Genomic DNA, 23,885 nt, shown 5'->3' with positions numbered 1-23,885 from the left:
AATTATCTGCAAAAGACCTCTCTTGTGCCAGCAGACTCTGCGCCCCCCAAAGAAACAGACGTTTATGAAAGACCCTTGCTTAGAGTCAATTGCTCACGCGAATCGACCAAATGCAGGTTTGCGAACGACGGGATGGTTGTTGATGCCTTGGGTTGCCTCGCGCCATGGCCCTATAATCGGGCCACTTTGTTTGTGGAGCCCGTTATGCCGAATCTACGTCTCGCCGATTTGACCGCCGAAATCGAAGCCAACGTGCGCCGTGCGTTGCTCGAGGACATCGGCAGCGGCGACATCACTGCGCAACTGATCCCGGCCGAACGTCTGGCCAAAGCCACCATCATCACCCGCGACGCTGCCGTCATCAGCGGCACTGCATGGGTCGATGCCGTGTTTCGGCAGCTGGATCCGCGGGTCGCCGTGCACTGGCAGGTGAGCGATGGCGAGCGGGTGAAACCCAATCAGGCGCTGTTCCACCTCGAAGGCCCGGCACGCTCGCTGCTCACCGGCGAACGCAGCGCGCTGAACTTCCTGCAGCTGCTTTCGGGCGTGGCCACGCGCGCGCAGTACCTGGCGGATTTCGTCGCCCAAACCCAAGTGAAGTTGCTCGATACCCGCAAAACCCTGCCGGGGCTGCGTCTGGCCCAGAAATACGCCGTGACCTGCGGCGGTTGCTACAACCACCGCATCGGCCTGTATGACGCCTTCCTGATCAAGGAAAACCATATCGCCGCCTGCGGTGGCATCCCTGAGGCTATTGCTGCCGCGCACAAGATCGCTCCGGGCAAACCGGTGGAGATCGAAGTGGAGAACCTGACGGAGCTCAAAGAAGCCCTGGCGGCGGGGGCCGACATCATCATGCTCGATGAACTGAGCCTGGATGACATGCGTGAAGCCGTGCGCCTGAATGCCGGCAAGGCAAAACTGGAGGCCAGTGGCGGCATCAACGAAAGTACGTTGCTGCCGATTGCGCAAACCGGGGTGGATTACATTTCGATTGGTGCGATGACCAAGGATGTGAAGGCCGTAGACCTGTCGATGCGACTGAGTCTCTGATCAGGCCCCTGATAATGAAAAACGCCAGCCTCATGAAGGCTGGCGTTTTTTTTCAGACCACCAGATTGTTCATCTCGCAGTACTCTTCCCACTCGACGCCCAACACCTCGGCCGCCTCCTTGTGCAGTGCCAGGCGCGCGGCCTCGAACTCTTCAGGGCTTGAGGTGTACTTGAGCGTCAGCTCCCACGGCTGCAAACCCTGGGCTTCTGCCTCATCCTCGAACGCCCACTGGATCTGGTCCTTCTGATCGTCGGCAGGCAAGTCCTTGATCTCTTCCAGTAACTGGGGTGCATCCAGTACGTACTTTTTCAGGGCTTCTTCGTGTCTGGCTTCTTGGGTCAATTCTTTAACGGTCATGGCGTTCTCGCTGATCTGGGGAATGGAAGATGGATCTGGATCATCAAGGATCTCTCTGACGCAAAAAAACCGTTTGAAGCCCGGTTTGTCTGGCCTTCAGAACCATTCGGGATCATCTGAAAACTGCTGGGCGATGCTCATGCAGGCAACGAATATAGGACGTTTTGCCGACGATTTACACGGCTCTTTACATCTATCCCGCAAAAAGCTGTGCGCAAGAGATGCTGGGGACCTCGGGGAACATAAATTCAAATCCCAAGTCATAGCGATGTGCCATATCGGCACTTCACAAGGAACCCCAGTGATGCGCAGTTTTTCGAAGCTTTCGTCTACCCGTCTTGCCGCTGCTATCCTGCTGCTCGGCAGCCTGACATTGGCCAGCGCAGCTCAAGCGGCTGTCGAAGTCGCCTCTGACCCTTCGCTGTACTCCGACAAAATCTCCGCCCTGCACAATTCATACGGCAAGGACACGCTCGTCAGAACCAGTGTCAGCATCGATGATCTGGAAAACCTGCAAAAAACCGTGAAGGCCAATGCCAGCGAACTGGAAAGCCAGAAGCGCACCATCAGCGAACAGGCCCGTCAGATTGAAGAGCTCAAACGCAACAGTGGTTCCAGCACCAGCTCCAGCAGCAAGGAGATTGATGATCTCAAGCGCACGGTCAATGAACAGGAACGCGACGTGAACACTCTCACCAAACAAGTGGAAGAGCTCAAGCGCAACAGCGGTTCCAGCTCCAGCTCGAACAACAGCGAGATCTCCAGCCTGAAACAGAAGATCAACGACCAGGATCGCGCGATGGATCAGCTCAAGCGCACCGTCGAGGAGCTGAGCAGAAAGGTGAAGTAAGCGGGGGAAATGGTGCCCGAGACAGGAATCGAACCTGCGACCTTCGCGTTACGAGTGCGCTGCTCTACCGGCTGAGCTACACGGGCTGTGGGCTAAACCTAGCACTGGTCTCGAGGTCCGGCAACTTGTGGCGAGGGAGCTTGCTCCCGCTCGGCTGCGCAGCAGTCGTAAAACAGTGGGGTCGCTTCGCAACCCGGCGGGCGCAAGCTCCCTCGCCACACCAAATTCCACGCTCAGCTTTTTCCTGCACACAGCAAAACGCCCCGAACCAGTCGGGGCGTTTTGCTGTTCAACGGTCAGGCGCGGGGGTAATTAAACGCCCGAAGCCTTGGCCGCTGCTACGTCTTTGATGGACAGCTTGATACGGCCGCGGTTGTCCACGTCCAGTACCAGAACTTCCACTTCCTGGCCTTCTTTCAGGATGTCGGTCACTTTCTCTACACGAGCATCGCTCAGCATCGAGATGTGAACCAGACCGTCCTTGCCTGGCAGGATGTTAACGAATGCGCCGAAGTCGACGATGCGCTCAACCTTACCTACGTAGATCTTGCCGATTTCAGCTTCAGCGGTGATGCCCAGAACGCGCTGGCGTGCAGCTTCAGCCGCTTCCTTGGTTTCGCCGAAGATCTTGATCGAGCCGTCGTCTTCGATGTCGATCGAAGCCTTGGTCTCTTCACAGATCGCACGAATGGTCGCGCCGCCTTTACCGATGACATCACGGATTTTGTCGGTGTCGATTTTCATCGCGATCATGGTCGGAGCGTTTTCCGACAGTTCGGTACGCGACTGGCCAATGATCTGGTTCATCTGACCGAGGATATTCAGGCGCGCTTCCAGGGCTTGGCCCAGAGCGATTTCCATGATTTCTTCGGTGATGCCCTTGATCTTGATGTCCATCTGCAGCGCGGTAACACCTTTGGCGGTACCCGCTACTTTGAAGTCCATGTCGCCCAGGTGGTCTTCGTCACCCAGGATGTCAGTCAGGACGGCGAATTTCTCGCCTTCTTTAACCAGACCCATGGCGATACCGGCAACCGGTGCCTTCATCGGTACACCGGCGTCCATCAGCGCCAGGGAAGCGCCGCAGACCGAAGCCATGGAGCTCGAACCGTTGGACTCGGTGATTTCCGACACGACACGGATGGTGTACGGGAACACGTCGGCAGCAGGCAGCATGGCCTGAACCGAACGACGAGCCAGACGGCCGTGACCGATTTCACGACGACCAGCGCCACCCATGCGACCACACTCGCCCACCGAGAACGGAGGGAAGTTGTAGTGCAGCATGAACGGGTCTTTTTTCTCGCCTTCCAGGGTGTCCAGCAGCTGTGCGTCACGGGCGGTGCCCAGTGTCGCGACGACCAGAGCCTGGGTTTCGCCACGGGTGAACAGTGCCGAACCGTGGGTCTTCGGCAGAACACCCACTTCGATGTTCAGCGGACGTACGGTGCGGGTGTCGCGGCCGTCGATACGTGGCTTGCCGTTAACGATGTTTTCGCGAACGGTGCGGTATTCGATTTCGCCGAAAGCAGCTTTGACGTCAGCAGCGGAAGGCTGGCCTTCTTCACCGGACAGCTTGGCAACCACTTGGTCTTTCAGTTCGCCCAGGCGAGCGTAACGGTCGGCCTTGATGGTGATGGTGTAAGCCTGGGAGATCGCTTCGCCGAACTCGGCACGGATAGCACCCAGCAGAGCAGTGGCTTCTGGCTGAGGAGCCCAGGCCCAGGTCGGCTTGGCAGCTTCAGCGGCCAGTTCTTTAACGGCGTTGATCACGACCTGGAACTCGTCGTGAGCAAACAGTACCGCGCCCAGCATCTGGTCTTCGGTCAGCTCTTTGGCTTCCGATTCAACCATCAACACGGCTTCCGAAGTACCGGCAACGACCATGTCCAGGCTCGAAGCTTTCAGTTGTTCGTAAGTCGGGTTCAGCAGGTAACCGGTGCTTTCGTGGAACGCAACGCGGGCAGCGCCGATCGGGCCATCGAAAGGAATGCCGGAGATAGCCAGCGCAGCCGAGGTACCGATCATCGCAGCGATGTCCGGATCGGTCTTCTTGCTGGTGGAAACGACGGTGCAGACAACCTGCACTTCGTTCATGAAACCTTCAGGGAACAGTGGACGGATCGGACGGTCGATCAGTCGGGAAGTCAGGGTTTCTTTCTCGGAAGGACGGCCTTCACGCTTGAAGAAACCGCCAGGGATCTTGCCGGCGGCGTAAGTCTTTTCCTGGTAGTGAACAGACAGAGGGAAGAAGCCCTTGCCTGGATCGGCTTGTTTGGCACCGACTACGGTCACCAATACGCTGACGTCGTCGTCAACGGTGACCAATACTGCGCCGGAGGCCTGACGGGCGATACGGCCAGTCTCGAGGGTAACGGTCGACTGACCGAACTGGAATTTTTTGATTACCGGGTTCACGGTGTCCTACCTTCTTTGTGGCTCTTGGGGGAACTTGTCTTCTTGCGAAATTCGTGGGCAACGCCGGGAATCGGCCCGACTGTCATTGTCCAGGGTAAAACTATTGTCCAGATAAAACTTGAGGCTGGGAGCCTGCCATGTACCTGCGGGAAACCCGCTGGCACACAGCAAACAACCAACCTCTAGCGCAATCGCTTATTAGCGACGCAGACCCAGGCGAGCGATCAGAGCGCTGTAACGGCTCACGTCCTTGCCTTTCAGGTAGTCCAGCAGCTTACGACGCTGGTTAACCATGCGGATCAGACCACGACGGGAGTGGTGATCTTTACCGTTGGCCTTGAAGTGACCTTGCAGTTTGTTGATGTTGGCGGTCAGCAGTGCAACTTGCACTTCTGGCGAACCAGTGTCACCAACAGCTTGCTGGTAGTCAGCTACGATTTGAGCTTTTTCTTGAACGTCGAGAGCCATGAGGCAATCCTTTTATCAGGAAACTGTTTCAGAAAAACAGTTTCAACAGGCCAGGGACAAATCCCTGTATCTAAAAATGAGTAGTGACCGTGCCTGTTAACAGCCACCCTCGTTCGGTCATTCTGACCGAATCAGTCGACGTGGCGCGATGCGCCCGTCTTCGCTCACTTCACCGATACCGATGAAGCGACCATTGTGATCCTGTACCCGTACCATGCCAAATTTCGGTGCATCCGGGGCACGTACCGGCTGGCCGTTGAGCCAGTAGAACGCGCTCGCTTCCGAGAACTGCAACAGTGGCCAATCCAGCAGGCCGCTGTCCGATGGCATCAGGAAGCGGTCGACCGCTTCGTTGCCGCCTTCGGCATGTACCGCTTCCAGCTCTTCCAGAGTGACGGTCTGTGCAAGCGTGAAAGGCCCGGCCTGGGTACGTCGCAATTCAGCCACGTAAGCGCCACAACCGAGTTGCTCACCGATATCCTCCACCAGGGTACGGATATAGGTGCCTTTGCTGCAATCCACCGCAAGCCGCGCAGTATCACCCTCAAAGGCCAGTAATTCCAAGCGCGCAATAGTAACAGAACGCGGTTCGCGCTCCACTACTTCACCTGCACGGGCCAGCTTGTACAGCGGCTGCCCATCGCGCTTGAGTGCCGAGTACATCGGCGGTATCTGACTGATTTGCCCACGAAATTTCGGCAGCACAGCTTCGATATCGGCACGACCAACGGTCACCGGACGTTCCAGCAAAACCTCACCTTCGGCATCCGCCGTGGTGGTGGTCTTGCCCAGTTGCGCCAGGGTTTCATAACCTTTGTCGGAATCGAGCAGGTATTGCGAGAACTTGGTGGCCTCGCCGAAGCACAACGGCAACACGCCAGTGGCCAGCGGATCGAGACTGCCGGTGTGCCCGGCCTTCTCGGCATTGAGCAACCAGCGGACCTTCTGCAACGCCGCGTTGGAAGTGAACCCCAACGGCTTGTCGAGCAGGATGATACCGCTGACGTTACGACGGATACGTTTGACCTGAGCCACCGATTACTCCTTGGCGTCTTCGGGTTCAGCCGCTACCGGGTGCTGATTGTCTTCAGCCACCGCGCGTTCGATCAGGGCCGACAGGTGCGCACCACGCACGACACTTTCGTCGTAATGGAAGTGCAACTGTGGAACGCTGCGCAATTTCATCTCGCGAGCCAACTGCATGCGCAGGAAACCGGCGGCGGAGTTGAGCACCTTGATGCTTTGCGCGATATCGTCGCGGCTGTCCTGCCCCATCACGGTGATGAAGATCTTGGCGTGACCGACGTCACGGCTGACTTCAACAGCGGTAATGGTGACCAGCCCGACGCGCGGGTCTTTGACTTCACGACGGATCAGCTGTGCCAGCTCACGCTGCATCTGATCGCCGATACGTTGGGTACGGCTATATTCTTTTGCCATGTTTTGTTACCTGTTACTGCCCCACGGTGAAACCCGAAGGGTCTGAAAGCGGCAAACGCCCGGCCTGACAAAAGCCAGACCGGGCGTTGCGTTTAGAGTCCGACTGATGTGCCGCGCAATTGCATGCGGCTGGCCATCACGGCTCTTGAAGTGCGCGAGTTAGAGGCTGCGAGCAACCTGAACCTTCTCGAAGACTTCGATCTTGTCACCGACTTTGACGTCGTTGTAGCTCTTCACGCCGATACCGCATTCCATGCCGGCACGTACTTCGGAAGCGTCATCCTTGAAGCGGCGCAGGGATTCCAGCTCGCCTTCGAAGATAACGATGTCTTCACGCAGTACACGGATTGGACGGTTACGGTGAACAACACCTTCGATAACCATGCAACCGGCGATCGCGCCAAACTTCGGCGAACGGAACACGTCACGCACTTCAGCGGTACCCAGGATGTTCTCGCGAACATCGCTGCCCAGCATACCGGTAAGGGCTTTCTTGACGTCTTCGATGATGTCGTAGATCACGTTGTAGTAACGCATATCCAGACCTTCCTGCTCGACGATCTTGCGAGCGCCGGCATCGGCACGCACGTTGAAGCCGAACAGTACAGCGTTGGAGGCCAGTGCCAGGTTGGCGTCGGATTCGGTGATACCACCGACACCGCCACCGACCACACGCACTTGCACTTCGTCGTTACCCAGGCCATTCAAGGCACCGTTCAACGCTTCCAGCGAACCACGGACGTCGGATTTGAGGACGATGTTGAGCGTCTTCTTCTCTTCCTGACCCATGTTCTCGAAGATGTTTTCAAGCTTGCCGGCGTGAGCACGGGCCAGTTTGACTTCGCGGAACTTGCCTTGACGGAACAGAGCCACTTCACGGGCTTTCTTCTCGTCAGCAACTACGCTCATCTCGTCGCCAGCGTCCGGAGTACCGTCCAGGCCGAGGATCTCGACAGGGATCGAAGGACCGGCTTCCTTGATTGGCTTGCCGTTCTCGTCGAGCATGGCGCGAACGCGGCCATAGTTCGAACCGACCAGCACCATGTCGCCCTGGCGCAGGGTACCGTCTTGAACCAGAACGGTAGCAACCGGGCCACGACCTTTGTCGAGACGCGATTCAACCACAACACCACGACCAGGGGCCGATGGGGTTGCTTTCAGTTCCAGAACTTCAGCTTGCAGCAGAACAGCTTCGAGCAACTCGTCCACGCCGGTACCGACTTTCGCCGAAACCGAAACGAACGGGGTGTCGCCGCCCCACTCTTCCGAAGTCACGCCGTGAACCGACAATTCGCTACGGATGCGATCAAGATCGGCGCCCGGCTTGTCGATTTTGTTCACTGCGACAACCAGAGGTACGCCAGCCGCCTGAGCGTGCTGAACAGCTTCAACGGTCTGCGGCATTACGCCGTCGTCCGCTGCAACCACCAGGATCACGATGTCGGTCGCCTTGGCACCACGGGCACGCATGGCGGTAAACGCGGCGTGACCAGGGGTGTCGAGGAAGGTGACCATGCCGCGTTCGGTTTCAACGTGGTACGCACCGATGTGCTGGGTGATACCACCGGCTTCGCCAGCAGCTACCTTGGCACGACGGATGTAGTCGAGCAGCGAGGTCTTACCGTGGTCAACGTGACCCATTACGGTCACAACCGGTGCACGGGAGAACGTCTCACCTTCAAACTTCAGGGACTCGGCCAAGGAATCTTCCAGGGCAGTGTCGCTGACCAGGGTCACTTTGTGGCCCAGCTCTTCGGCAACCAGTTGGGCAGTTTCCTGATCCAGTACCTGGTTGATGGTCGCTGGGGTACCCAGTTTGAACATGAACTTGATGATTTCAGCAGCCTTGACCGACATCTGCTGGGCAAGATCGCCAACAGTGATGGTCTCGCCGATCTTCACTTCGCGCACAACAGGGCCGGTTGGGCTCTGGAAACCGTGGGCGTTGCGTTTCTTCAGCTTGGCCTTGCCGCGACCACCACGACGGAAGCCATCGCTTTCTTCGTCGGTAGTACGTGGGGCAACGCGTGGAGCAGGCGCTTTTTCCTTGACCGAAGCACGATGCGGAGCGTTTTTGCGCTCGCCATCGCCACTGCCACGACGATTGCTATCGTCGGCACGTGGTTTGTCCGGACGACGCTGTTCGTCGCGTTTGCGAGTGTCGGCTGCAGGTGCGGCGGCCACGACCGGGGCGCTTTCACGCACAGGTTCGGCAACTGCTACAGGCGCTGCGACAGCTTCGACAGGAGCGGTTTGCGCAGCAGCAGGCTGGCGACGCGCTTCTTCTTCGGCGCGACGCTTGGCTTCTTCTTCAGCCTTCTGACGTGCAGCATTTTCTACTGCGCGACGTTCTTCCAGTTCGCGTTTGCGCTCGGCTTCGATTTCTTCCGGGCTGCGCTGCACGAAGACTTTCTTCTTGCGTACTTCAACGCTGATGCTTTTGCTGCCAGCAACACGCAGGGTGCTGGTGGTTTTACGCTGCAGCGTGATCTTGCGTGGTTCTTCCACTTTCGCCTTGTGACTGCTTTTCAAGTGAGTCAGCAAAGATTGCTTCTCACTGTCAGTCACATGTTCTTCGGCGGCGGTGTGCGGCAGACCTGCCTCACGCATCTGCTGCAACAGGCGCTCTACCGGTGTTTTGACCTCATCGGCCAGTTGTTTCACCGTGACTTGCGTCATGCACTTCTCTCCTCAGGCCGCGCCTAATTACTCGAACCAGTGGGCTCGGGCGGCCATGATCAACTTGCCGGCACGATCATCGTCAATGCCGTCGATGTCGAGCAGGTCGTCAATAGACTGCTCGGCCAGGTCTTCGCGGGTAATTACGCCGCGCACCGCCAGTTCCATCGCCAAATCCTTGTCCATGCCCTCAAGCGAGAGCAGGTCTTCGGCCGGATGGGCGTCTGCCAGCTTTTCCTCAGTAGCGATGGCTTTGGTCAACAAACGATCCTTGGCGCGAGCGCGAAGCTCGTTGACGGTTTCTTCGTCAAAGCCGTCGATGTTGAGCATTTCTTCCAACGGTACGTAGGCAATCTCTTCCAGGCTGGTGAAACCTTCATCTACCAGCACCTGTGCCAGGTCTTCGTCGACTTCCAGCTCGTCGATGAAGTTGCGCAGGATATCGCCGGTTTCTGCTTGCTGCTTAGCCTGGATGTCCGATTCGGTCATCACGTTCAGGGTCCAGCCAGTCAACTGGCTAGCCAGACGCACGTTCTGACCACCGCGACCGATGGCCTGAGCCAGATTGTCTGCGCCAACGGCGATGTCCATTGCGTGGGCATCTTCGTCAACGATAATTGCCGCCACTTCAGCCGGCGACATTGCATTGATCACGAACTGAGCAGGGTTATCGTCCCACAGGACGATGTCCACACGCTCCCCGCCCAACTCGCCGGACACTGCCTGGACACGCGAACCGCGCATGCCGATGCAAGCGCCTTGCGGATCGATGCGTTTGTCTTTGGAGCGGACCGCGATCTTGGCACGCGAACCCGGGTCACGGGACGCAGCCATTACTTCGATCAGGCCTTCAGCGATTTCCGGCACTTCGATGCGGAACAACTCGATCAGCATTTCCGGCGCGGTACGCGACAGGATCAGCTGCGGGCCGCGGTTCTCGGTGCGGATTTCCTTGAGCAGCGCACGCAGGCGCACGCCAACCCGGAAGGTTTCGCGAGAGATGATGTCTTCACGGGCCAGCAACGCTTCTGCGTTATTGCCCAGGTCGACGATCACGTTGTCGCGGGTGACTTTCTTCACGGTGCCGGAGATGATTTCCCCCAGACGCTCGCGATAGGCATCAACGACTTGAGCACGCTCGGCTTCGCGAACTTTCTGCACGATGACTTGCTTGGCAGTCTGTGCAGCAATGCGGCCGAACTCGATGGATTCGATTTTTTCTTCGACAATGTCACCGACCTTGGCGCCAGGATGCGTTTGCGCAACCTTGCTCGGCCAGGTTTCGATAGCCGGATCGTCCAGATCTGCTTCTTCGACGACCGTCCAGCGACGGAATGTCTCGTAAGCACCGGTGTGGCGATTGATTTCCACACGCAGATCGACTTCGTCCTCGAAACGCTTTTTGGTAGCAGTGGCCAGAGCCAGCTCCAGCGCTTCAAAAATTACGTTTGCCGGTACGCCCTTTTCATTGGATACCGACTCAACAACCAGCAGTACTTCTTTGCTCATCGTACGCCTCGCCTTTCGCAAGCCATTGGATCCGCGGGATCCGCGTCTCAGTCAAAACTGGGAATAATGTTGGCCTTGTCGATCATATCGATCGGCAACAGGAACTCATGGTCTTCAACCTGCACCACGACGTCCTGCTCTTCTACACCGCGCAGAAGGCCCTGAAAGTTGCGTCGACCTTCAAAAGGCGAGCGCAGCTTGATCTTCACTTGTTCACCGGCAAATTTTGCAAACTGCTCAAGAGTGAACAGTGGGCGTTCCATGCCAGGCGAGGAAACTTCAAGGGTGTACTCAACGGAGATTGGATCTTCAACATCCAGCACACCGCTGATCTGGCGACTGACGATGGCACAATCGTCCACCAGCACGCCGCCTTCTTTATCGATATAAACGCGCAACATTGAGTGGCGACCTTGAGCCGAAAACTCAATACCCCAGCATTCATAGCCTAGGGCCACGACCACCGGGGCCAGCAAGGCCTGCAACTCTTCTAGCTTGCTCGACACCTGAACCCCCTCGTGCATGTATGTGCATGCTATGCAAAATAAAAAAATGGGCGAAACGCCCATCCTTGAAACGCCGCCGAATAGCGGCGTTGAAAGTGTCCAGCTAACAAAAAGCCCCTGAAAAGGGGCTCCTTAAACTGGTTGCGGGGGCCGGATTTGAACCGACGACCTTCGGGTTATGAGCCCGACGAGCTACCAGACTGCTCCACCCCGCGACAAAGCTGGGGCGGAAGTATACGACCGATCCCTGACAGGGTCAATGTAACCTTCCACCTACAAGAAAGCCCGCAACAGCGGGCTCTCCTGATAATTGGTACCGAGAAGGGGACTCGAACCCCTACACCCTATGGGCACAACCACCTCAAGGTTGCGTGTCTACCAATTCCACCACCTCGGCAATACTACGTTTGAAACTCTTCTTACTTCTGCTCTTGAGCTGGAGGCACGTCAGTCGCTGGAGTAGCCGACTTTTGCTCTTGAAGCACCGGGACATCATCAGAAGCCGGTTTTTGCTTTGGAACTTCCAACACTGCTGGGTTTGGCAAACCTACCTGAGTCAGCTGGTGAGCTTTCTCTTTAGCAAAGTAACCTAACCCCAAGCTGGTCATGAAGAAACCGGCGGCAAGTATAGCAGTAAACTTACTAAGAAAGGTAGAGGTACCTTGGCTTCCGAACACAGTATTTGAAGCACCTGCTCCGAAAGATGCACCAGCGTCCGCACCTTTACCCTGCTGCAGCAATACAAGAGCAACTACGCCCAACGCACCCAGCAGATGAAAAACGACTACGACTGTTTCCAGCATTTTTTCAGTTTCCCGCGGCGCGACAAATCGCACCGAACTCATCTGCATTCAGGGAGGCCCCACCAATGAGCCCCCCATCGATATCCGGCATGCCGAACAGTTCGGCCGCATTGGCCGCCTTCACGCTGCCGCCGTATAGAAGCCGCACACCTTGTGCGACTTCAGAATTCTCTGCCGCCAACTGGGCGCGAATGGCTGCGTGCACATCCTGCGCTTGTTGCGGCGAAGCAGTCAGCCCGGTGCCAATGGCCCAGACCGGCTCGTAAGCGATTACTGCCTTTGCAAAAGCACCAACACCCAGCTCCTCGATGATGCTGCCTAGCTGACGCCCGACAACCTCAAGAGTTTTTCCAGCTTCGCGCTGCTCGAGGGTTTCCCCTACACACAACACCGGAATCAAGCCACACGCCTGTGCTGCCGCAAATTTGCGATTCAGCGCCCCGTCGAGCTCGCCCATTATCTGGCGGCGCTCGGAGTGCCCGACAAGCACCAGGGAACAACCTGCATCCACTAACTGACTCGGCGAAATCTCACCTGTCAACGCACCCTGCCCGGATTCAATCGCAGAGTTCTGCGCGCCGACCGAAATCGACTCCCCTTGCAAACCATCAATCACTTGATTGATATACAAGCAAGGCGGGAACACCGCGACATCAACACCGCTCGGCAAGGCCAGATGACGAAGGCCGTCGATCAGCTCAGCGACGCTGGCGCGGGTACCGTGCATCTTCCAGTTACCAGCTACCATAGGGCGACGCATGCTGTACCTCGTCGGTCAAAGTGGGCGCAGATGTTACCCAACACAATCATGGCTGGCAAGCCGAAATCAGGCAGAAACTTCAGTTACCAGTTTTGCCAGCTCTTCGGCGTAATCGCGAACCTGCGTTTCGTCCTCGCCTTCGACCATGACACGCACCAGCGGCTCTGTCCCGGACTTGCGCAACAACACGCGCCCACGGCCCGCCATCGCTTGAGTGACACGATCACTGGCCTCCTTGACAGTCGGATGCTCGAGCGGGCTCACACCACCGCCAAACCGCACATTGATCAACACCTGAGGGCACTTGCGCAACGCCTGACGCGACTGAGCCAGGCCTTCTGCGCGCCGTTTCAGCGCCATCAAGACCTGCAATGCAGCAATGATCGCATCACCGGTAGTGGTGTGACTGAAGCAGACAATGTGCCCCGAGTTTTCACCGCCCACCAGCCAATCGCGCTCCAGCAACTCGGAGATGACGTAACGGTCACCAACGTTGGCCCGTACAAAAGGAATCGCCAGATCCGCCAGGGCCAACTCCAGCCCCAGGTTACTCATCAGCGTACCAACCACACCGCCCTGCAACTTGCCCCGCTCTTGCAGGTCACGCGCGATGATGAACAGCAACTCATCACCATCGACAACAGCACCGGTGTGATCAACCATTTGTACCCGATCACCGTCACCGTCGAAGGCAATACCCAAATCGGCGCGCTCGGCCAGTACGGCGGCTTGCAGCGGCGCCATATGGGTCGAACCGCAATTATCATTGATGTTCAGGCCGTTAGGATGGGCAGAAAGCACAACGACATCAGCCCCCAACTCACGGAACACGCTAGGCGCCACTTTATAAGTCGCACCATGAGCACAATCGAGCACGATTTTCAGGCCGGCAAAACTGGTGCCGGTAGGAACGCTACTCTTGCAGAATTCGATATAACGGCCCGAGGCATCGTTGATTCGCGACACTTTGCCGATCTTGCTCGACTCAACCACGGTCATCGGGGTGTCTAGCAGCTCTTCGATCATCAGCTCGACTTCATCCGGCAGTTTGGTGCCCTTACCAGAGAAAAACTTGATGCCGTTGTCGTCATGAGGGTTATGCGAAGCGCTGATCACGATGCCGGCTTCGGCATGAAAGGTCCGTGTCAAATAGGCGATGGCCGGAGTCGGCATTGGCCCCAACAGCATCACATCAGCACCGGCCGAGGTCAGCCCAGCCTCAAGCGCCGACTCGAACATGTAACCGGAGATACGGGTGTCCTTGCCCACGAGCACCTTGCAGGCGCCCATGCTGCGAAATGCCATGCCTGCCGCCCAGCCAAGCTTGAGCATGAAATCAGGAGTGATCGGGTATTGACCGACCCGACCACGAATGCCGTCGGTGCCAAAGTATTTCTTACTCATAAGTACTCCATCTTTCTTATTCAGCTGATTCTACGGCGGCAATCATCCGCACTACGTCGACCGTTTCCGCTACATCATGGACGCGCAATATACGCGCACCTTTGACCGAAGCCAGCGCCGCAAGTGCCAGACCACCATGCAGACGCTCTCCCACAGGTCGATTCAAGGCCTGGCCGATCATGCTCTTTCGCGAAACACCGACCAACAGAGGCCGCCCCAAGGCATGCAGGGCCTCCATATGCTTAAACAAACTTAGATTGTGCTGCAGGGTTTTCGCGAAGCCGAAGCCCGGATCAAGAATAATCCGCTCAGCAGGGATACCTACCGATGCACACTGAACCATGCGCTCGGCAAGAAACTCGCCGACCTCTTTCGTAACATCCTGGTACTGAGGGTTGTCCTGCATGTCGCCCGGCTCACCAAGCATATGCATCAGGCACACCGGCAAACCGGTGGCCGCCGCTGCATCCAGAGCACCATCTCGACGCAACGAGCGCACGTCATTGATCAACCCTGCCCCCAGCCTTGCGGTTTCACGCATGACGGCAGGCGTGGAGGTATCGACCGAAATAATCACATCCAGTTCGCGACTGATGCGCTCAACGATAGGCGCTACGCGCTCGAGCTCTTCAAGCGGCGAAACGGCCCTGGCACCGGGCCGAGTCGATTCACCACCGACGTCGATCAGCGTCGCACCGGCCGCCACCATCGCCCCGGCGTGGCGCAGGGCCGCGTCCAGCTGGCTGTATCGGCCGCCATCGGAAAAGGAATCGGGAGTGACATTGAGAATGCCCATGACATGCGTCTGGGCCAAATCAAGAACCCGGTTGCCGCAAGGCAACCGGGTCGAGGACTGAACAGAAGTCATTTCAAACCTTAAACGTCAGCAGCCGGGCCGCCGATAGGTGTTTCCGGACGCCCATCCTGCACCACCGGAGGCGTGCCGGAAGTGTCGTTGCCGCCAGACCAGTCGCGAGGTTCGCGAGGCGTACGACCCGCCATGATGTCATCGATCTGATCGGCATCGATCGTCTCGTACTTCATCAAGGCATCCGCCATCGCATCAAGCTTGTCACGGTTATCCGTGAGGATCTGCTTGGCCGTGCCGTAGCACTGGTCAATGATGCTGCGCACTTCGGAGTCGATCAGCTTGGCCGTCTCGCCAGAGAAACTGGCATGCTGACCACCGCCGCCACGACCGAGGAACACTTCGCCCTCTTCTTCGGCGTACATCAATGGACCGAGTTTTTCCGACAACCCCCACTTGGTCACCATGTTTCGTGCTATCTGGCTGGCACGCATGATGTCGTTGGACGCACCGGTGGTGACGCCATCGAAGCCCAGGGTCATCTCTTCAGCGATACGACCGCCGTACAGCGAGCAGATCTGGCTGATCAGTGCACGCTTGGACAGGCTGTAGCGATCTTCTTCCGGCAGGAACATGGTCACACCAAGTGCGCGACCGCGCGGAATGATCGACACCTTGTAGACCGGATCATGCTCAGGCACGACGCGACCGACGATAGCGTGGCCGGCTTCGTGATAAGCAGTGTTCTGCTTCTCTTTCTCGGACATGACCATGGATTTGCGCTCGGCACCCATCATGATCTTGTCTTTAGCCAGTTCGAACTCTTTCATCTCGACGATGCGCTTGCCGGCACGAGCCGCAAACAACGAAGCCTCGTTCACCAAGTTGGCCAGGTCAGCACCGGAGAAACCAGGCGTACCACGAGCGATCACGGCCGGAGCGACGTCGTCACCCATCGGCACTTTGCGCATGTGGACTTTGAGAATCTGCTCGCGACCACGGATGTCGGGCAGGCCAACCACGACCTGACGGTCGAAGCGGCCCGGACGCAGCAACGCAGGGTCCAGTACGTCCGGACGGTTGGTCGCGGCGATGACGATGATGCCGTCATTCATTTCGAAGCCGTCCATCTCTACCAGCAACTGGTTGAGGGTCTGCTCGCGCTCATCGTGACCACCACCCATGCCGGCACCACGGTGGCGACCGACGGCGTCGATTTCATCGATGAAGATGATGCATGGCGCATGCTTCTTCGCCTGCTCGAACATGTCACGGACACGGCTGGCACCGACGCCGACGAACATTTCAACGAAATCGGAACCGGAAATAGTAAAGAACGGTACTTTGGCTTCGCCGGCAATCGCCTTGGCCAGCAAGGTTTTACCGGTACCCGGAGGACCAACCATCAGCACGCCGCGAGGAATGCGACCGCCCAGGCGCTGGAACTTGCCCGGATCACGCAGGAACTCGACCAGCTCGCCGACCTCTTCCTTGGCTTCGTCACAACCTGCAACGTCAGCCAGGGTGGTTTTCACCTGATCTTCGGAGAGCAGGCGCGCCTTGCTCTTGCCGAAACTCATCGGCCCGCCCTTGCCACCGGCACCGCCCTGCATCTGCCGCATGAAAAACATGAAGACGGCGATGATCACCAGGATCGGGAAGCTTGCGACCAGGAGTTGAGTCCAGATGCTTTGCTGCTCAGGCTGCTTGCCTTCGACCACAACGTGGTTATCCACGAGGTCGCCGATCAGACCGTTGTCCTGGATTGCCGGACGAATGGTCTTGAAGCTGTCGCCATCGTTGCGCTTGCCGGTAATCACGTAGCCATCAACCGCTACGCGCTCGACCTTGCCATCCTTGACCTGCTGGATGAAGTCGGAATAGTTGAGGGTCTGCGGCTCGTTAGGGCTGGAGAAGTTGTTCATCACCGTCACCAGGACAGCCGCGATGATCAACCACAGGATCAGATTCTTTGCCATATCGTTCAATTAACTACCCTCTGAAGCAAGCTCCGCTAATGGCGCGCGCTTCGCATGATATTCACCGGCCTAACTTACTACATTACCTACGGCTCTGGCAGGCGCCGTCTGTAACCCTTTGTGAAACACTTTCTACACGATATTCGCTAATGCACGCGGGGCGAAATATGAAAAACCTATCACCCCGCCAAAAAACCTCGTTTTACTCACTACGCCCGCGGTAACCCCAAGCCAGCATGTATTGCTCGCGGGAACTGTCACGGGAAGAGTCTGGCTTGATCATCTGGATCTTGTCGAATTTCCGACGAGCATCCTTCAGGTAAACATCAAACCCTTCGCCCTGAAAAATCTTGATCACAAAATTACCACCCGGCTTGAGTATCCGTTCCGCCAAATCAAGCGCCAGCTCGCAAAGAAACATGGCTTTTGGCATGTCCACTTCAGGCGTACCACTCATATTGGGGGCCATATCGGAAATCACAAGGTCCACCTGCGAATTACCCACAGCTTCAAGGATCCGCGTGAGCACTTCGTCCTCGGTGAAGTCCCCCTGAATGAAAGTCACGTCCGGAATGCTGTCCATTTCCAGAATGTCCGAGGCGATCAGACGCCCCTGACCACCAATCAGACGGCTAGTCACCTGCGACCACCCCCCGGGCGCCGCACCCAGGTCGACAACGCTCATGCCGGGACGGATCAGCTTGTATTTCTCCTGGACCTCCAGAAGTTTGTAACTCGCACGCGAGCGGTAGCCATCCTTCTGCGCCTGCTTCACATAGGGATCGTTGACATGTCTTTTCAGCCAACCAAGGCTTGTCTTGGAACGCGCCATTGGGCACCTCGATGATAAGGGTCGTGATTAATTGGGCGGATCCACGAGCCCTCGGGTAAAATGGCCGCCATTTTACAGAATCCAGACGAAAGGGTCAGATTATGCCGCTCACTCAAGAGCAGAAGAAACAGTACAAGTCCATTGGCCACCATCTGAAACCAGTTTTGATTGTGGCTGACAACGGTTTGACTGAAGGTGTGTTAGCCGAACTTGAACGCGCTTTGGCGGATCACGAGCTGATCAAAATCAAGCTCAACATCCTCGATCGCGAATCGCGCCTAGCAGCCATTGCAGAACTCTGCAAGGCCGGCAAAGCCGATCTGGTTCAGGTCATCGGCAAGATGGCACTGATTTATCGCAAGAACTTCAGCGTCAACAAGCAGCTGTCGAACGTCCATCGCTTCAAGTGATGGCAAGGGTCAAGGGTGTGCTTCGCGCACCCTGACACTCCATCCAGGCACCGGCTGCATCACCAGCACCAGCCCGGAAAAGCCCAGGACAAGATAGCTGAACAACTGCCAATGCAGCGCCTGCGGCCAACCGAAGCGTACTGCGAAATACATCGCACACCCATACAGCGCCATCAGCAGCAGTTGCCCTCGCATATCCCGCCATAGACTGGCAAGGCCCTCGGCCTGTACCAGCACCAAAGCCTGAAAAATCACACTCGCTGTGGCGAATCCCACCATCAGCGTATTCAGCGCACCTGCAATTTCGTCGATCAGCAGCGGCGCCAGGCCTATTTGCCCCAGCACCGGCAGCAGACCGATGTGCAACAACCACAAGCCGCCAACCCAGAGCATCTGGGTCAGCTGCCAAAGCATGGCACCCGCACGTAGCGGGCGCCTTCTTTCAGATGTGGCGAACTTCGACAATCTCATACTCGATAACGCCACCCGGCGTTTTGACCGCCACCACATCACCCTCTTCCTTGGCGATCAAGGCACGGGCGATCGGCGAACCGACGGAGATCTTGCCGAGCTTGATGTCTGCTTCATCCTCACCAACGATCTGGTAAGTCACGCTTTCATCGGTCTCGACGTTGGCGATTTCGACGGTGGTGCCGAAAATCACCTTGCCGGTGTGCTCGATGGTCGTTACGTCGATGACCACAGCGTTTTGCATGCGGCCTTCAATGTCACGAATCCGCGCCTCGACCATCCCCTGCTGCTCGCGAGCAGCGTGGTATTCGGCGTTTTCCTTCAAGTCACCCAACTCGCGGGCCGTACCGATGTCCTGACTGAGTTTCGGACGAACGACCTTGGTCAGATGAGCGTGTTCTTCTTCCAGGGCTTTAGCGCCCTTGACGGTCATTGGGTATTTGATCATGCCTTCAATCCTGCGTGTAGATCCTGCAAGCGGCGCACGGTCTTCTCGGGACCGAACTTCAGCGCTTCGCAGATAGCTTCGCCAGCAGCAATAGTAGTGGTGCAGTAGATCTTGTGCTGCAAGGCATTACGACGAATGGAGTAGGAATCAGCGATCGACTGACGACCTTCGGTGGTGTTGATGATCAGAGTGACTTCGTCATTCTTGATCATGTCGACCACGTGCGGACGACCCTCGGTCACCTTGTTCACACGACGCACTTTCAAGCCTGCGGCTTCGATCAGCTTGGCAGTACCGGCAGTGGCGACCACTTCGAAGCCCAAGTTGATCAGATCACGGGCCACGCCTGCAACCAGCGGCTTGTCATCGTCGCGCACGCTGATGAACGCGGTACCGCCGGTTGGCAGCACTTCACTGGCGCCCATCTGGGCTTTGGCAAAGGCTTCGCCGAAGGTGTCGCCCACGCCCATTACTTCACCGGTGGACTTCATCTCTGGGCCCAGGATCGGGTCCACGCCAGGAAATTTGGCGAATGGGAACACTGCCTCTTTCACGCTGTAGAAGTTCGGAATGATTTCTTTGGTGAAACCGATTTCCTTCAGGGTTTTACCGGCCATCACGCGAGCCGCGATCATCGCCAGGGACACACCGATGCACTTGGAGACGAACGGTACGGTACGGGATGCGCGCGGGTTGACTTCGATGACGTAGATGTCTTCGCCTTGCAGCGCCAACTGAACGTTCATCAGGCCGACAACGCCCAGTTCCAGGGCCATTTTCTTGACCTGTTCGCGCATCTCGTCCTGGATATGTGCAGGCAGCGAGTACGGCGGCAGGGAGCACGCGGAGTCACCGGAGTGAACGCCGGCCTGCTCAATGTGCTGCATGATCGCGCCGATCACCACGTCGGTGCCGTCGCAGACCGCATCCACGTCCATTTCGATTGCGCAGTTGAGGAAGTGGTCCAGCAGCACCGGGCTGTCGTTGGACACTTGAACCGCTTCACGCAGGTAGCGCTTGAGTTCTTCTTCTTCGTAAACGATTTCCATCGCACGGCCGCCCAGTACGTAGGACGGACGAACCACCAGCGGGTAACCGATTTTGGCGGCGGCACGAATCGCTTCATCTTCACTGCGCACGGTGGCGTTAGGCGGCTGACGCAGGTTCAGACGCTCAACCATCTGCTGGAAGCGCTCACGGTCTTCGGCGCGGTCGATGGCGTCAGGGCTAGTGCCGATGATCGGCACGCCGGCGGCTTCCAGGGCACGGGCCAGTTTCAGCGGGGTCTGACCGCCGTACTGAACGATCACGCCCTTTGGCTTCTCGACGCGGACGATTTCCAGCACGTCTTCCAGGGTCACTGGTTCGAAGTACAGACGATCGGAGGTGTCGTAGTCGGTGGAAACGGTTTCCGGGTTGCAGTTGACCATGATGGTCTCGTACCCGTCATCGCGCAGGGCCAGTGCTGCGTGTACGCAGCAATAGTCGAACTCGATGCCCTGGCCGATGCGGTTTGGACCGCCACCCAGGATCATGATCTTGTCGCGACCCGACGGCGCGGCTTCGCACTCTTCCTCGTAAGTCGAGTACAGGTACGCGGTGTCGGTGGCGAACTCGGCGGCGCAGGTGTCGACGCGCTTGTAGACCGGGAACACTTCCAGCTTGTGACGATGGGTACGCAGGTTCTTCTCGGTGACGCCCAACAGCTTGGCCAGACGTTGATCGGAGAAGCCTTTACGCTTGAGGCGGAACATCAGGTCGCGGTCGATAGCGGACAGACCCAGGGTCTTGACCTTCTCTTCTTCCTTGATCAGATCTTCGATCTGCACCAGGAACCACGGGTCGATCATGTTCATGCCGAAGATGTCTTCGACCGACAGGCCCGCGCGGAACGCGTCAGCCACGTACCAGATACGCTCGGCACCCGGCACGGTCAGTTCGCGCTTGAGGATGCTCATGCTTTCCGGGTTGCTCAGGTCGAGCTTCTCGTCCAGGCCGCAAACACCCACTTCAAGCCCGCGCAGAGCTTTCTGCAGGGACTCCTGGAAGGTCCGGCCGATGGCCATGACTTCACCGACCGACTTCATTTGAGTGGTCAGGCGTGCGTCGGCTTTCGAGAATTTCTCGAAGGCAAAGCGTGGCAGTTTGGTGACGACGTAGTCGATGGACGGCTCGAAGGACGCCGGAGTCTTGCCGCCGGTGATGTCGTTCGACAGCTCGTCAAGGGTGTAACCGACGGCCAGCTTCGCCGCGACCTTGGCGATCGGGAAACCGGTGGCTTTCGATGCCAGGGCCGAGGAACGGGATACCCGCGGGTTCATCTCGATGACCACCATGCGGCCAGTGTTCGGGCAGATGCCGAACTGGACGTTGGAGCCGCCGGTTTCCACGCCGATCTCGCGCAGTACCGCCAGGGAGGCGTTACGCAGGATCTGGTATTCCTTGTCGGTCAGGGTCTGTGCGGGTGCAACCGTGATCGAGTCACCGGTGTGCACGCCCATCGGGTCGAAGTTTTCGATGGAGCAGACGATGATGCAGTTGTCCTTTTTATCGCGGACAACTTCCATCTCGTATTCTTTCCAGCCGATCAGCGATTCGTCGATCAGCAGTTCTTTGGTCGGCGACAGGTCCAGACCGCGGGCGCAGATTTCTTCGAACTCTTCACGGTTGTAAGCGATACCGCCACCGGTGCCGCCCATGGTGAAGGACGGACGAATGATGCACGGGAAGCCCAGACGATCGAGAACCGCGTTGGCCTCTTCCATGCTGTGGGCGATACCCGAACGCGGGCAGTCCAGACCGATGGATTTCATCGCCTTGTCGAAGCGCGAACGGTCTTCAGCCTTGTCGATGGTGTCAGCGTTGGCGCCGATCATCTCTACGCCGAACTTCTCCAGAACGCCTTCGCGCTCCAGGTCCAGGGCGCAGTTCAGGGCAGTCTGGCCACCCATGGTCGGCAGCAGTGCGTCCGGACGCTCTTTCTCGATGATCTTGGCAACGGTCTGCCACTTGATCGGTTCGATGTAGGTGGCGTCGGCCATGGCCGGGTCGGTCATGATGGTCGCCGGGTTGGAGTTCACCAGGATGACGCGGTAACCCTCCTCGCGCAGGGCTTTACAGGCCTGGGCGCCGGAGTAGTCGAATTCGCAGGCCTGGCCGATCACGATCGGGCCAGCGCCGAGAATCAGGATGCTTTTAATGTCTGTACGTTTTGGCATGGGTTGTCACTCAAATCCGCAGGTCAGTCGGCAAGCCGTCTTGTTCAATCTCTGAAGCCTTGAGGGGGCCGCCGGTTTCGGGACCGCCCCCAGGCTTCGCCACATCAGGGCGAGCGATTAGCGTCGCTTGGCCATTTCGTTGATGAAGCGATCAAACAGTGGCGCTACGTCGTTCGGGCCAGGGCTGGCTTCAGGGTGACCCTGGAAGCTGAAGGCGCTCTTGTCGGTACGCTCGATGCCTTGCAGGGTGCCGTCGAACAGCGATTTGTGGATCGCCCGAACGTTGCCTGGCAGGGTCGCTTCGTCTACCGCAAAACCGTGGTTCTGGCTGGTGATCATCACCACACCGCTGTCCAGATCCTGAACCGGGTGGTTGGCACCGTGGTGGCCGTGGCCCATTTTCAGGGTCTTGGCACCGGAGGCCAGAGCCAGCAGTTGGTGGCCGAGGCAGATACCGAATACCGGGATCTCGGTTTCCAGCACGTCTTTAATGGCCTGGATCGCGTAGTCGCATGGCTCAGGGTCACCCGGGCCGTTGGACAGGAACACGCCGTCCGGCTTCAGAGCCAGAACGTCAGCCGCCGGCGTTTGAGCTGGCACCACAGTCACGCGGCAACCGCGCTCGACCAGCATGCGCAGGATGTTCAGCTTGACGCCGTAATCGTAGGCAACCACGTGGTATGGCAGATCGGAAGCGTCGATGGTCGCGTGGCTGTCGGTCTTCAAGTCCCAGACAGTCGAGCGCCACTCGTACTTCTCTTTGGTGCTGACGACTTTCGCCAGGTCCATGCCTTTGAGGCCAGGGAAGCCCTGGGCGGCGGCGATGGCAGCGGCTTCGGAGATGTTGTCACCGGCCATGATGCAGCCGTTCTGCGCGCCTTTCTCACGCAGGATGCGTGTCAGACGGCGAGTGTCGATACCAGCGATTGCCACGACATTGTTGGCTTTCAGGTAGTCGGACAAAGACATCGTGTTGCGCCAGTTGCTCGCAACCAGTGGCAGGTCACGGATGACCAGGCCAGCGGACCAGACGCGATCGGACTCGGCGTCTTCCGGCGTGGTGCCGGTGTTGCCGATGTGCGGGTAAGTCAGGGTAACGATCTGTTGGGCGTAGGAAGGATCGGTAAGGATTTCCTGATAGCCGGTCATTGCGGTGTTGAACACCACCTCACCAACGGTTTGACCGTCGGCTCCAATGGCTTCGCCGCGAAAAATGCTGCCATCAGCAAGGGCGAGTATGGCTGGCTTAGTCAAGAAGACCTCCCGTAAATAAAGCCTGAAAGGGCGATCGCAGGTTGTAAAAAAGCGGAGTGACGTATGGACACGTCACCCCGCTTCTTCATCGAATTATTCTGCGCGCTTTTAGTGGACACACTAAAGCTGTAGCTTACAGAAAAAGGCATTTTTGGTCTACCGCCAATGAGCCCTAAAGGCCGGAGAATGCGACAGGACGTCGCTTGGCGGTTTAAAA

At 57.7% G+C, this 23,885-nt stretch carries 21 protein-coding genes and 3 tRNA genes; 3 read left to right on the top strand and 21 right to left on the bottom strand.

The window, feature by feature from the left end:
• Positions 1-204 precede the first annotated feature (204 nt).
• On the top strand, positions 205-1,053 hold the full coding sequence (gene nadC, locus PSH69_RS03835; RefSeq protein ID WP_019582448.1) for a carboxylating nicotinate-nucleotide diphosphorylase: 849 nt from the start codon (positions 205-207) through the stop codon (positions 1,051-1,053).
• Between the two features lie 52 nt (positions 1,054-1,105).
• On the opposite strand, the gene PSH69_RS03830 is transcribed toward nadC, so the two are convergent.
• Positions 1,106-1,411, bottom strand: a complete 306-nt coding sequence (locus PSH69_RS03830) for a DUF6388 family protein (protein WP_019582449.1) — start codon at positions 1,409-1,411, stop codon at positions 1,106-1,108.
• Positions 1,412-1,715: 304 nt separating this feature from the next.
• Between PSH69_RS03830 and PSH69_RS03825 the strand changes: the two genes are divergently transcribed.
• Complete coding sequence (locus PSH69_RS03825) at positions 1,716-2,261, top strand: hypothetical protein (protein WP_305412781.1); 546 nt, start codon at positions 1,716-1,718, stop codon at positions 2,259-2,261.
• 10 nt (positions 2,262-2,271) lie between these two features.
• Here the strand turns inward: PSH69_RS03825 and PSH69_RS03820 are convergent.
• The 16 genes from PSH69_RS03820 to rlmE all read right to left on the bottom strand — a co-directional run bounded on the left by PSH69_RS03820 (position 2,272) and on the right by rlmE (position 17,867).
• A tRNA-Thr gene (locus PSH69_RS03820) sits at positions 2,272-2,347 on the bottom strand.
• A 226-nt stretch (positions 2,348-2,573) separates the two neighbouring features.
• Positions 2,574-4,679 (bottom strand): polyribonucleotide nucleotidyltransferase, encoded by a 2,106-nt coding sequence (pnp, locus tag PSH69_RS03815; protein WP_018929489.1) that lies wholly within the window; start codon positions 4,677-4,679, stop codon positions 2,574-2,576.
• 198 nt (positions 4,680-4,877) lie between these two features.
• A complete protein-coding gene (gene rpsO / locus PSH69_RS03810) occupies positions 4,878-5,147 on the bottom strand; it encodes a 30S ribosomal protein S15 (protein ID WP_011332409.1) in 270 nt (89 codons plus the stop codon).
• A gap of 117 nt (positions 5,148-5,264) precedes the next feature.
• Entirely contained in the window at positions 5,265-6,182 is a 918-nt protein-coding gene (gene truB, locus PSH69_RS03805) for a tRNA pseudouridine(55) synthase TruB (protein WP_007933551.1), read from the bottom strand.
• 3 nt (positions 6,183-6,185) lie between these two features.
• Positions 6,186-6,587, bottom strand: coding sequence for a 30S ribosome-binding factor RbfA (gene rbfA / locus PSH69_RS03800; RefSeq protein ID WP_007900467.1), 402 nt, complete (start codon positions 6,585-6,587; stop codon positions 6,186-6,188).
• A gap of 159 nt (positions 6,588-6,746) precedes the next feature.
• Positions 6,747-9,266, bottom strand: a complete 2,520-nt coding sequence (gene infB, locus PSH69_RS03795) for a translation initiation factor IF-2 (RefSeq protein WP_019582451.1) — start codon at positions 9,264-9,266, stop codon at positions 6,747-6,749.
• 27 nt (positions 9,267-9,293) lie between these two features.
• Positions 9,294-10,775 carry a transcription termination factor NusA gene (gene nusA, locus PSH69_RS03790; RefSeq protein ID WP_105340009.1) on the bottom strand — a complete coding sequence of 494 codons (1,482 nt, stop codon included), beginning with the start codon at positions 10,773-10,775 and terminating at the stop codon, positions 9,294-9,296.
• Between the two features lie 47 nt (positions 10,776-10,822).
• Entirely contained in the window at positions 10,823-11,281 is a 459-nt protein-coding gene (gene rimP / locus PSH69_RS03785; RefSeq protein ID WP_007973115.1) for a ribosome maturation factor RimP, read from the bottom strand.
• A 138-nt stretch (positions 11,282-11,419) separates the two neighbouring features.
• A tRNA-Met gene (locus PSH69_RS03780) sits at positions 11,420-11,496 on the bottom strand.
• A 96-nt stretch (positions 11,497-11,592) separates the two neighbouring features.
• Positions 11,593-11,678, bottom strand: a tRNA-Leu gene (locus PSH69_RS03775).
• 22 nt (positions 11,679-11,700) lie between these two features.
• The gene (gene secG, locus PSH69_RS03770; RefSeq protein ID WP_018929487.1) at positions 11,701-12,084 is read right to left on the bottom strand and encodes a preprotein translocase subunit SecG; all 384 of its coding nucleotides are present in this window, start codon (positions 12,082-12,084) and stop codon (positions 11,701-11,703) included.
• A 4-nt stretch (positions 12,085-12,088) separates the two neighbouring features.
• On the bottom strand, positions 12,089-12,844 hold the full coding sequence (tpiA, locus tag PSH69_RS03765; RefSeq protein ID WP_305411099.1) for a triose-phosphate isomerase: 756 nt from the start codon (positions 12,842-12,844) through the stop codon (positions 12,089-12,091).
• Between the two features lie 66 nt (positions 12,845-12,910).
• On the bottom strand, positions 12,911-14,248 hold the full coding sequence (gene glmM / locus PSH69_RS03760; protein ID WP_018929485.1) for a phosphoglucosamine mutase: 1,338 nt from the start codon (positions 14,246-14,248) through the stop codon (positions 12,911-12,913).
• A 16-nt stretch (positions 14,249-14,264) separates the two neighbouring features.
• Entirely contained in the window at positions 14,265-15,116 is an 852-nt protein-coding gene (gene folP, locus PSH69_RS03755) for a dihydropteroate synthase (protein WP_305411098.1), read from the bottom strand.
• A gap of 8 nt (positions 15,117-15,124) precedes the next feature.
• On the bottom strand, positions 15,125-17,035 hold the full coding sequence (gene ftsH / locus PSH69_RS03750) for an ATP-dependent zinc metalloprotease FtsH (RefSeq protein WP_018929483.1): 1,911 nt from the start codon (positions 17,033-17,035) through the stop codon (positions 15,125-15,127).
• Between the two features lie 202 nt (positions 17,036-17,237).
• Positions 17,238-17,867: a 23S rRNA (uridine(2552)-2'-O)-methyltransferase RlmE gene (rlmE, locus tag PSH69_RS03745; RefSeq protein ID WP_007933535.1), complete on the bottom strand. Its 630-nt coding sequence runs from the start codon at positions 17,865-17,867 to the stop codon at positions 17,238-17,240.
• A 101-nt stretch (positions 17,868-17,968) separates the two neighbouring features.
• Between rlmE and PSH69_RS03740 the strand changes: the two genes are divergently transcribed.
• On the top strand, positions 17,969-18,277 hold the full coding sequence (locus PSH69_RS03740; protein WP_007900503.1) for a YhbY family RNA-binding protein: 309 nt from the start codon (positions 17,969-17,971) through the stop codon (positions 18,275-18,277).
• Between the two features lie 9 nt (positions 18,278-18,286).
• On the opposite strand, the gene PSH69_RS03735 is transcribed toward PSH69_RS03740, so the two are convergent.
• From PSH69_RS03735 to carA, 4 genes are all read right to left on the bottom strand, one after another.
• Positions 18,287-18,691 (bottom strand): MFS transporter, encoded by a 405-nt coding sequence (locus PSH69_RS03735; RefSeq protein WP_305411097.1) that lies wholly within the window; start codon positions 18,689-18,691, stop codon positions 18,287-18,289.
• Positions 18,692-18,719: 28 nt separating this feature from the next.
• On the bottom strand, positions 18,720-19,196 hold the full coding sequence (gene greA, locus PSH69_RS03730) for a transcription elongation factor GreA (RefSeq protein WP_018929481.1): 477 nt from the start codon (positions 19,194-19,196) through the stop codon (positions 18,720-18,722).
• Entirely contained in the window at positions 19,193-22,414 is a 3,222-nt protein-coding gene (carB, locus tag PSH69_RS03725; protein ID WP_305411096.1) for a carbamoyl-phosphate synthase large subunit, read from the bottom strand. The genes greA and carB overlap by 4 nt, the downstream gene beginning before the upstream one ends.
• A gap of 117 nt (positions 22,415-22,531) precedes the next feature.
• Positions 22,532-23,668, bottom strand: a complete 1,137-nt coding sequence (gene carA, locus PSH69_RS03720) for a glutamine-hydrolyzing carbamoyl-phosphate synthase small subunit (protein ID WP_019651073.1) — start codon at positions 23,666-23,668, stop codon at positions 22,532-22,534.
• Between the last annotated feature and the right edge of the window lie 217 nt (positions 23,669-23,885).

Source organism: Pseudomonas sp. FP1740 (assembly GCF_030687165.1).
Lineage (GTDB): Bacteria > Pseudomonadota > Gammaproteobacteria > Pseudomonadales > Pseudomonadaceae > Aquipseudomonas.
Note: the sequence above shows the minus strand (reverse complement) of the source record. Positions and strands in the feature narration are given on the sequence as shown.

Excerpts from the sequence above, each read along its gene's own strand:
- nadC (WP_019582448.1), top strand. The coding sequence starts at position 205 with ATGCCGAATCTACGTCTCGCCGATTTGACCGCCGAAATCGAAGCCAAC.
- PSH69_RS03830 (WP_019582449.1), bottom strand. The coding sequence starts at position 1,411 with ATGACCGTTAAAGAATTGACCCAAGAAGCCAGACACGAAGAAGCCCTG.
- PSH69_RS03825 (WP_305412781.1), top strand. The coding sequence starts at position 1,716 with ATGCGCAGTTTTTCGAAGCTTTCGTCTACCCGTCTTGCCGCTGCTATC.
- rpsO (WP_011332409.1), bottom strand. The coding sequence starts at position 5,147 with ATGGCTCTCGACGTTCAAGAAAAAGCTCAAATCGTAGCTGACTACCAG.
- rbfA (WP_007900467.1), bottom strand. The coding sequence starts at position 6,587 with ATGGCAAAAGAATATAGCCGTACCCAACGTATCGGCGATCAGATGCAG.
- infB (WP_019582451.1), bottom strand. The coding sequence starts at position 9,266 with ATGACGCAAGTCACGGTGAAACAACTGGCCGATGAGGTCAAAACACCG.
- nusA (WP_105340009.1), bottom strand. The coding sequence starts at position 10,775 with ATGAGCAAAGAAGTACTGCTGGTTGTTGAGTCGGTATCCAATGAAAAG.
- secG (WP_018929487.1), bottom strand. The coding sequence starts at position 12,084 with ATGCTGGAAACAGTCGTAGTCGTTTTTCATCTGCTGGGTGCGTTGGGC.
- tpiA (WP_305411099.1), bottom strand. The coding sequence starts at position 12,844 with ATGCGTCGCCCTATGGTAGCTGGTAACTGGAAGATGCACGGTACCCGC.
- glmM (WP_018929485.1), bottom strand. The coding sequence starts at position 14,248 with ATGAGTAAGAAATACTTTGGCACCGACGGCATTCGTGGTCGGGTCGGT.
- folP (WP_305411098.1), bottom strand. The coding sequence starts at position 15,116 with ATGACTTCTGTTCAGTCCTCGACCCGGTTGCCTTGCGGCAACCGGGTT.
- ftsH (WP_018929483.1), bottom strand. The coding sequence starts at position 17,035 with ATGGCAAAGAATCTGATCCTGTGGTTGATCATCGCGGCTGTCCTGGTG.
- rlmE (WP_007933535.1), bottom strand. The coding sequence starts at position 17,867 with ATGGCGCGTTCCAAGACAAGCCTTGGTTGGCTGAAAAGACATGTCAAC.
- PSH69_RS03740 (WP_007900503.1), top strand. The coding sequence starts at position 17,969 with ATGCCGCTCACTCAAGAGCAGAAGAAACAGTACAAGTCCATTGGCCAC.
- PSH69_RS03735 (WP_305411097.1), bottom strand. The coding sequence starts at position 18,691 with ATGCTTTGGCAGCTGACCCAGATGCTCTGGGTTGGCGGCTTGTGGTTG.
- greA (WP_018929481.1), bottom strand. The coding sequence starts at position 19,196 with ATGATCAAATACCCAATGACCGTCAAGGGCGCTAAAGCCCTGGAAGAA.
- carB (WP_305411096.1), bottom strand. The coding sequence starts at position 22,414 with ATGCCAAAACGTACAGACATTAAAAGCATCCTGATTCTCGGCGCTGGC.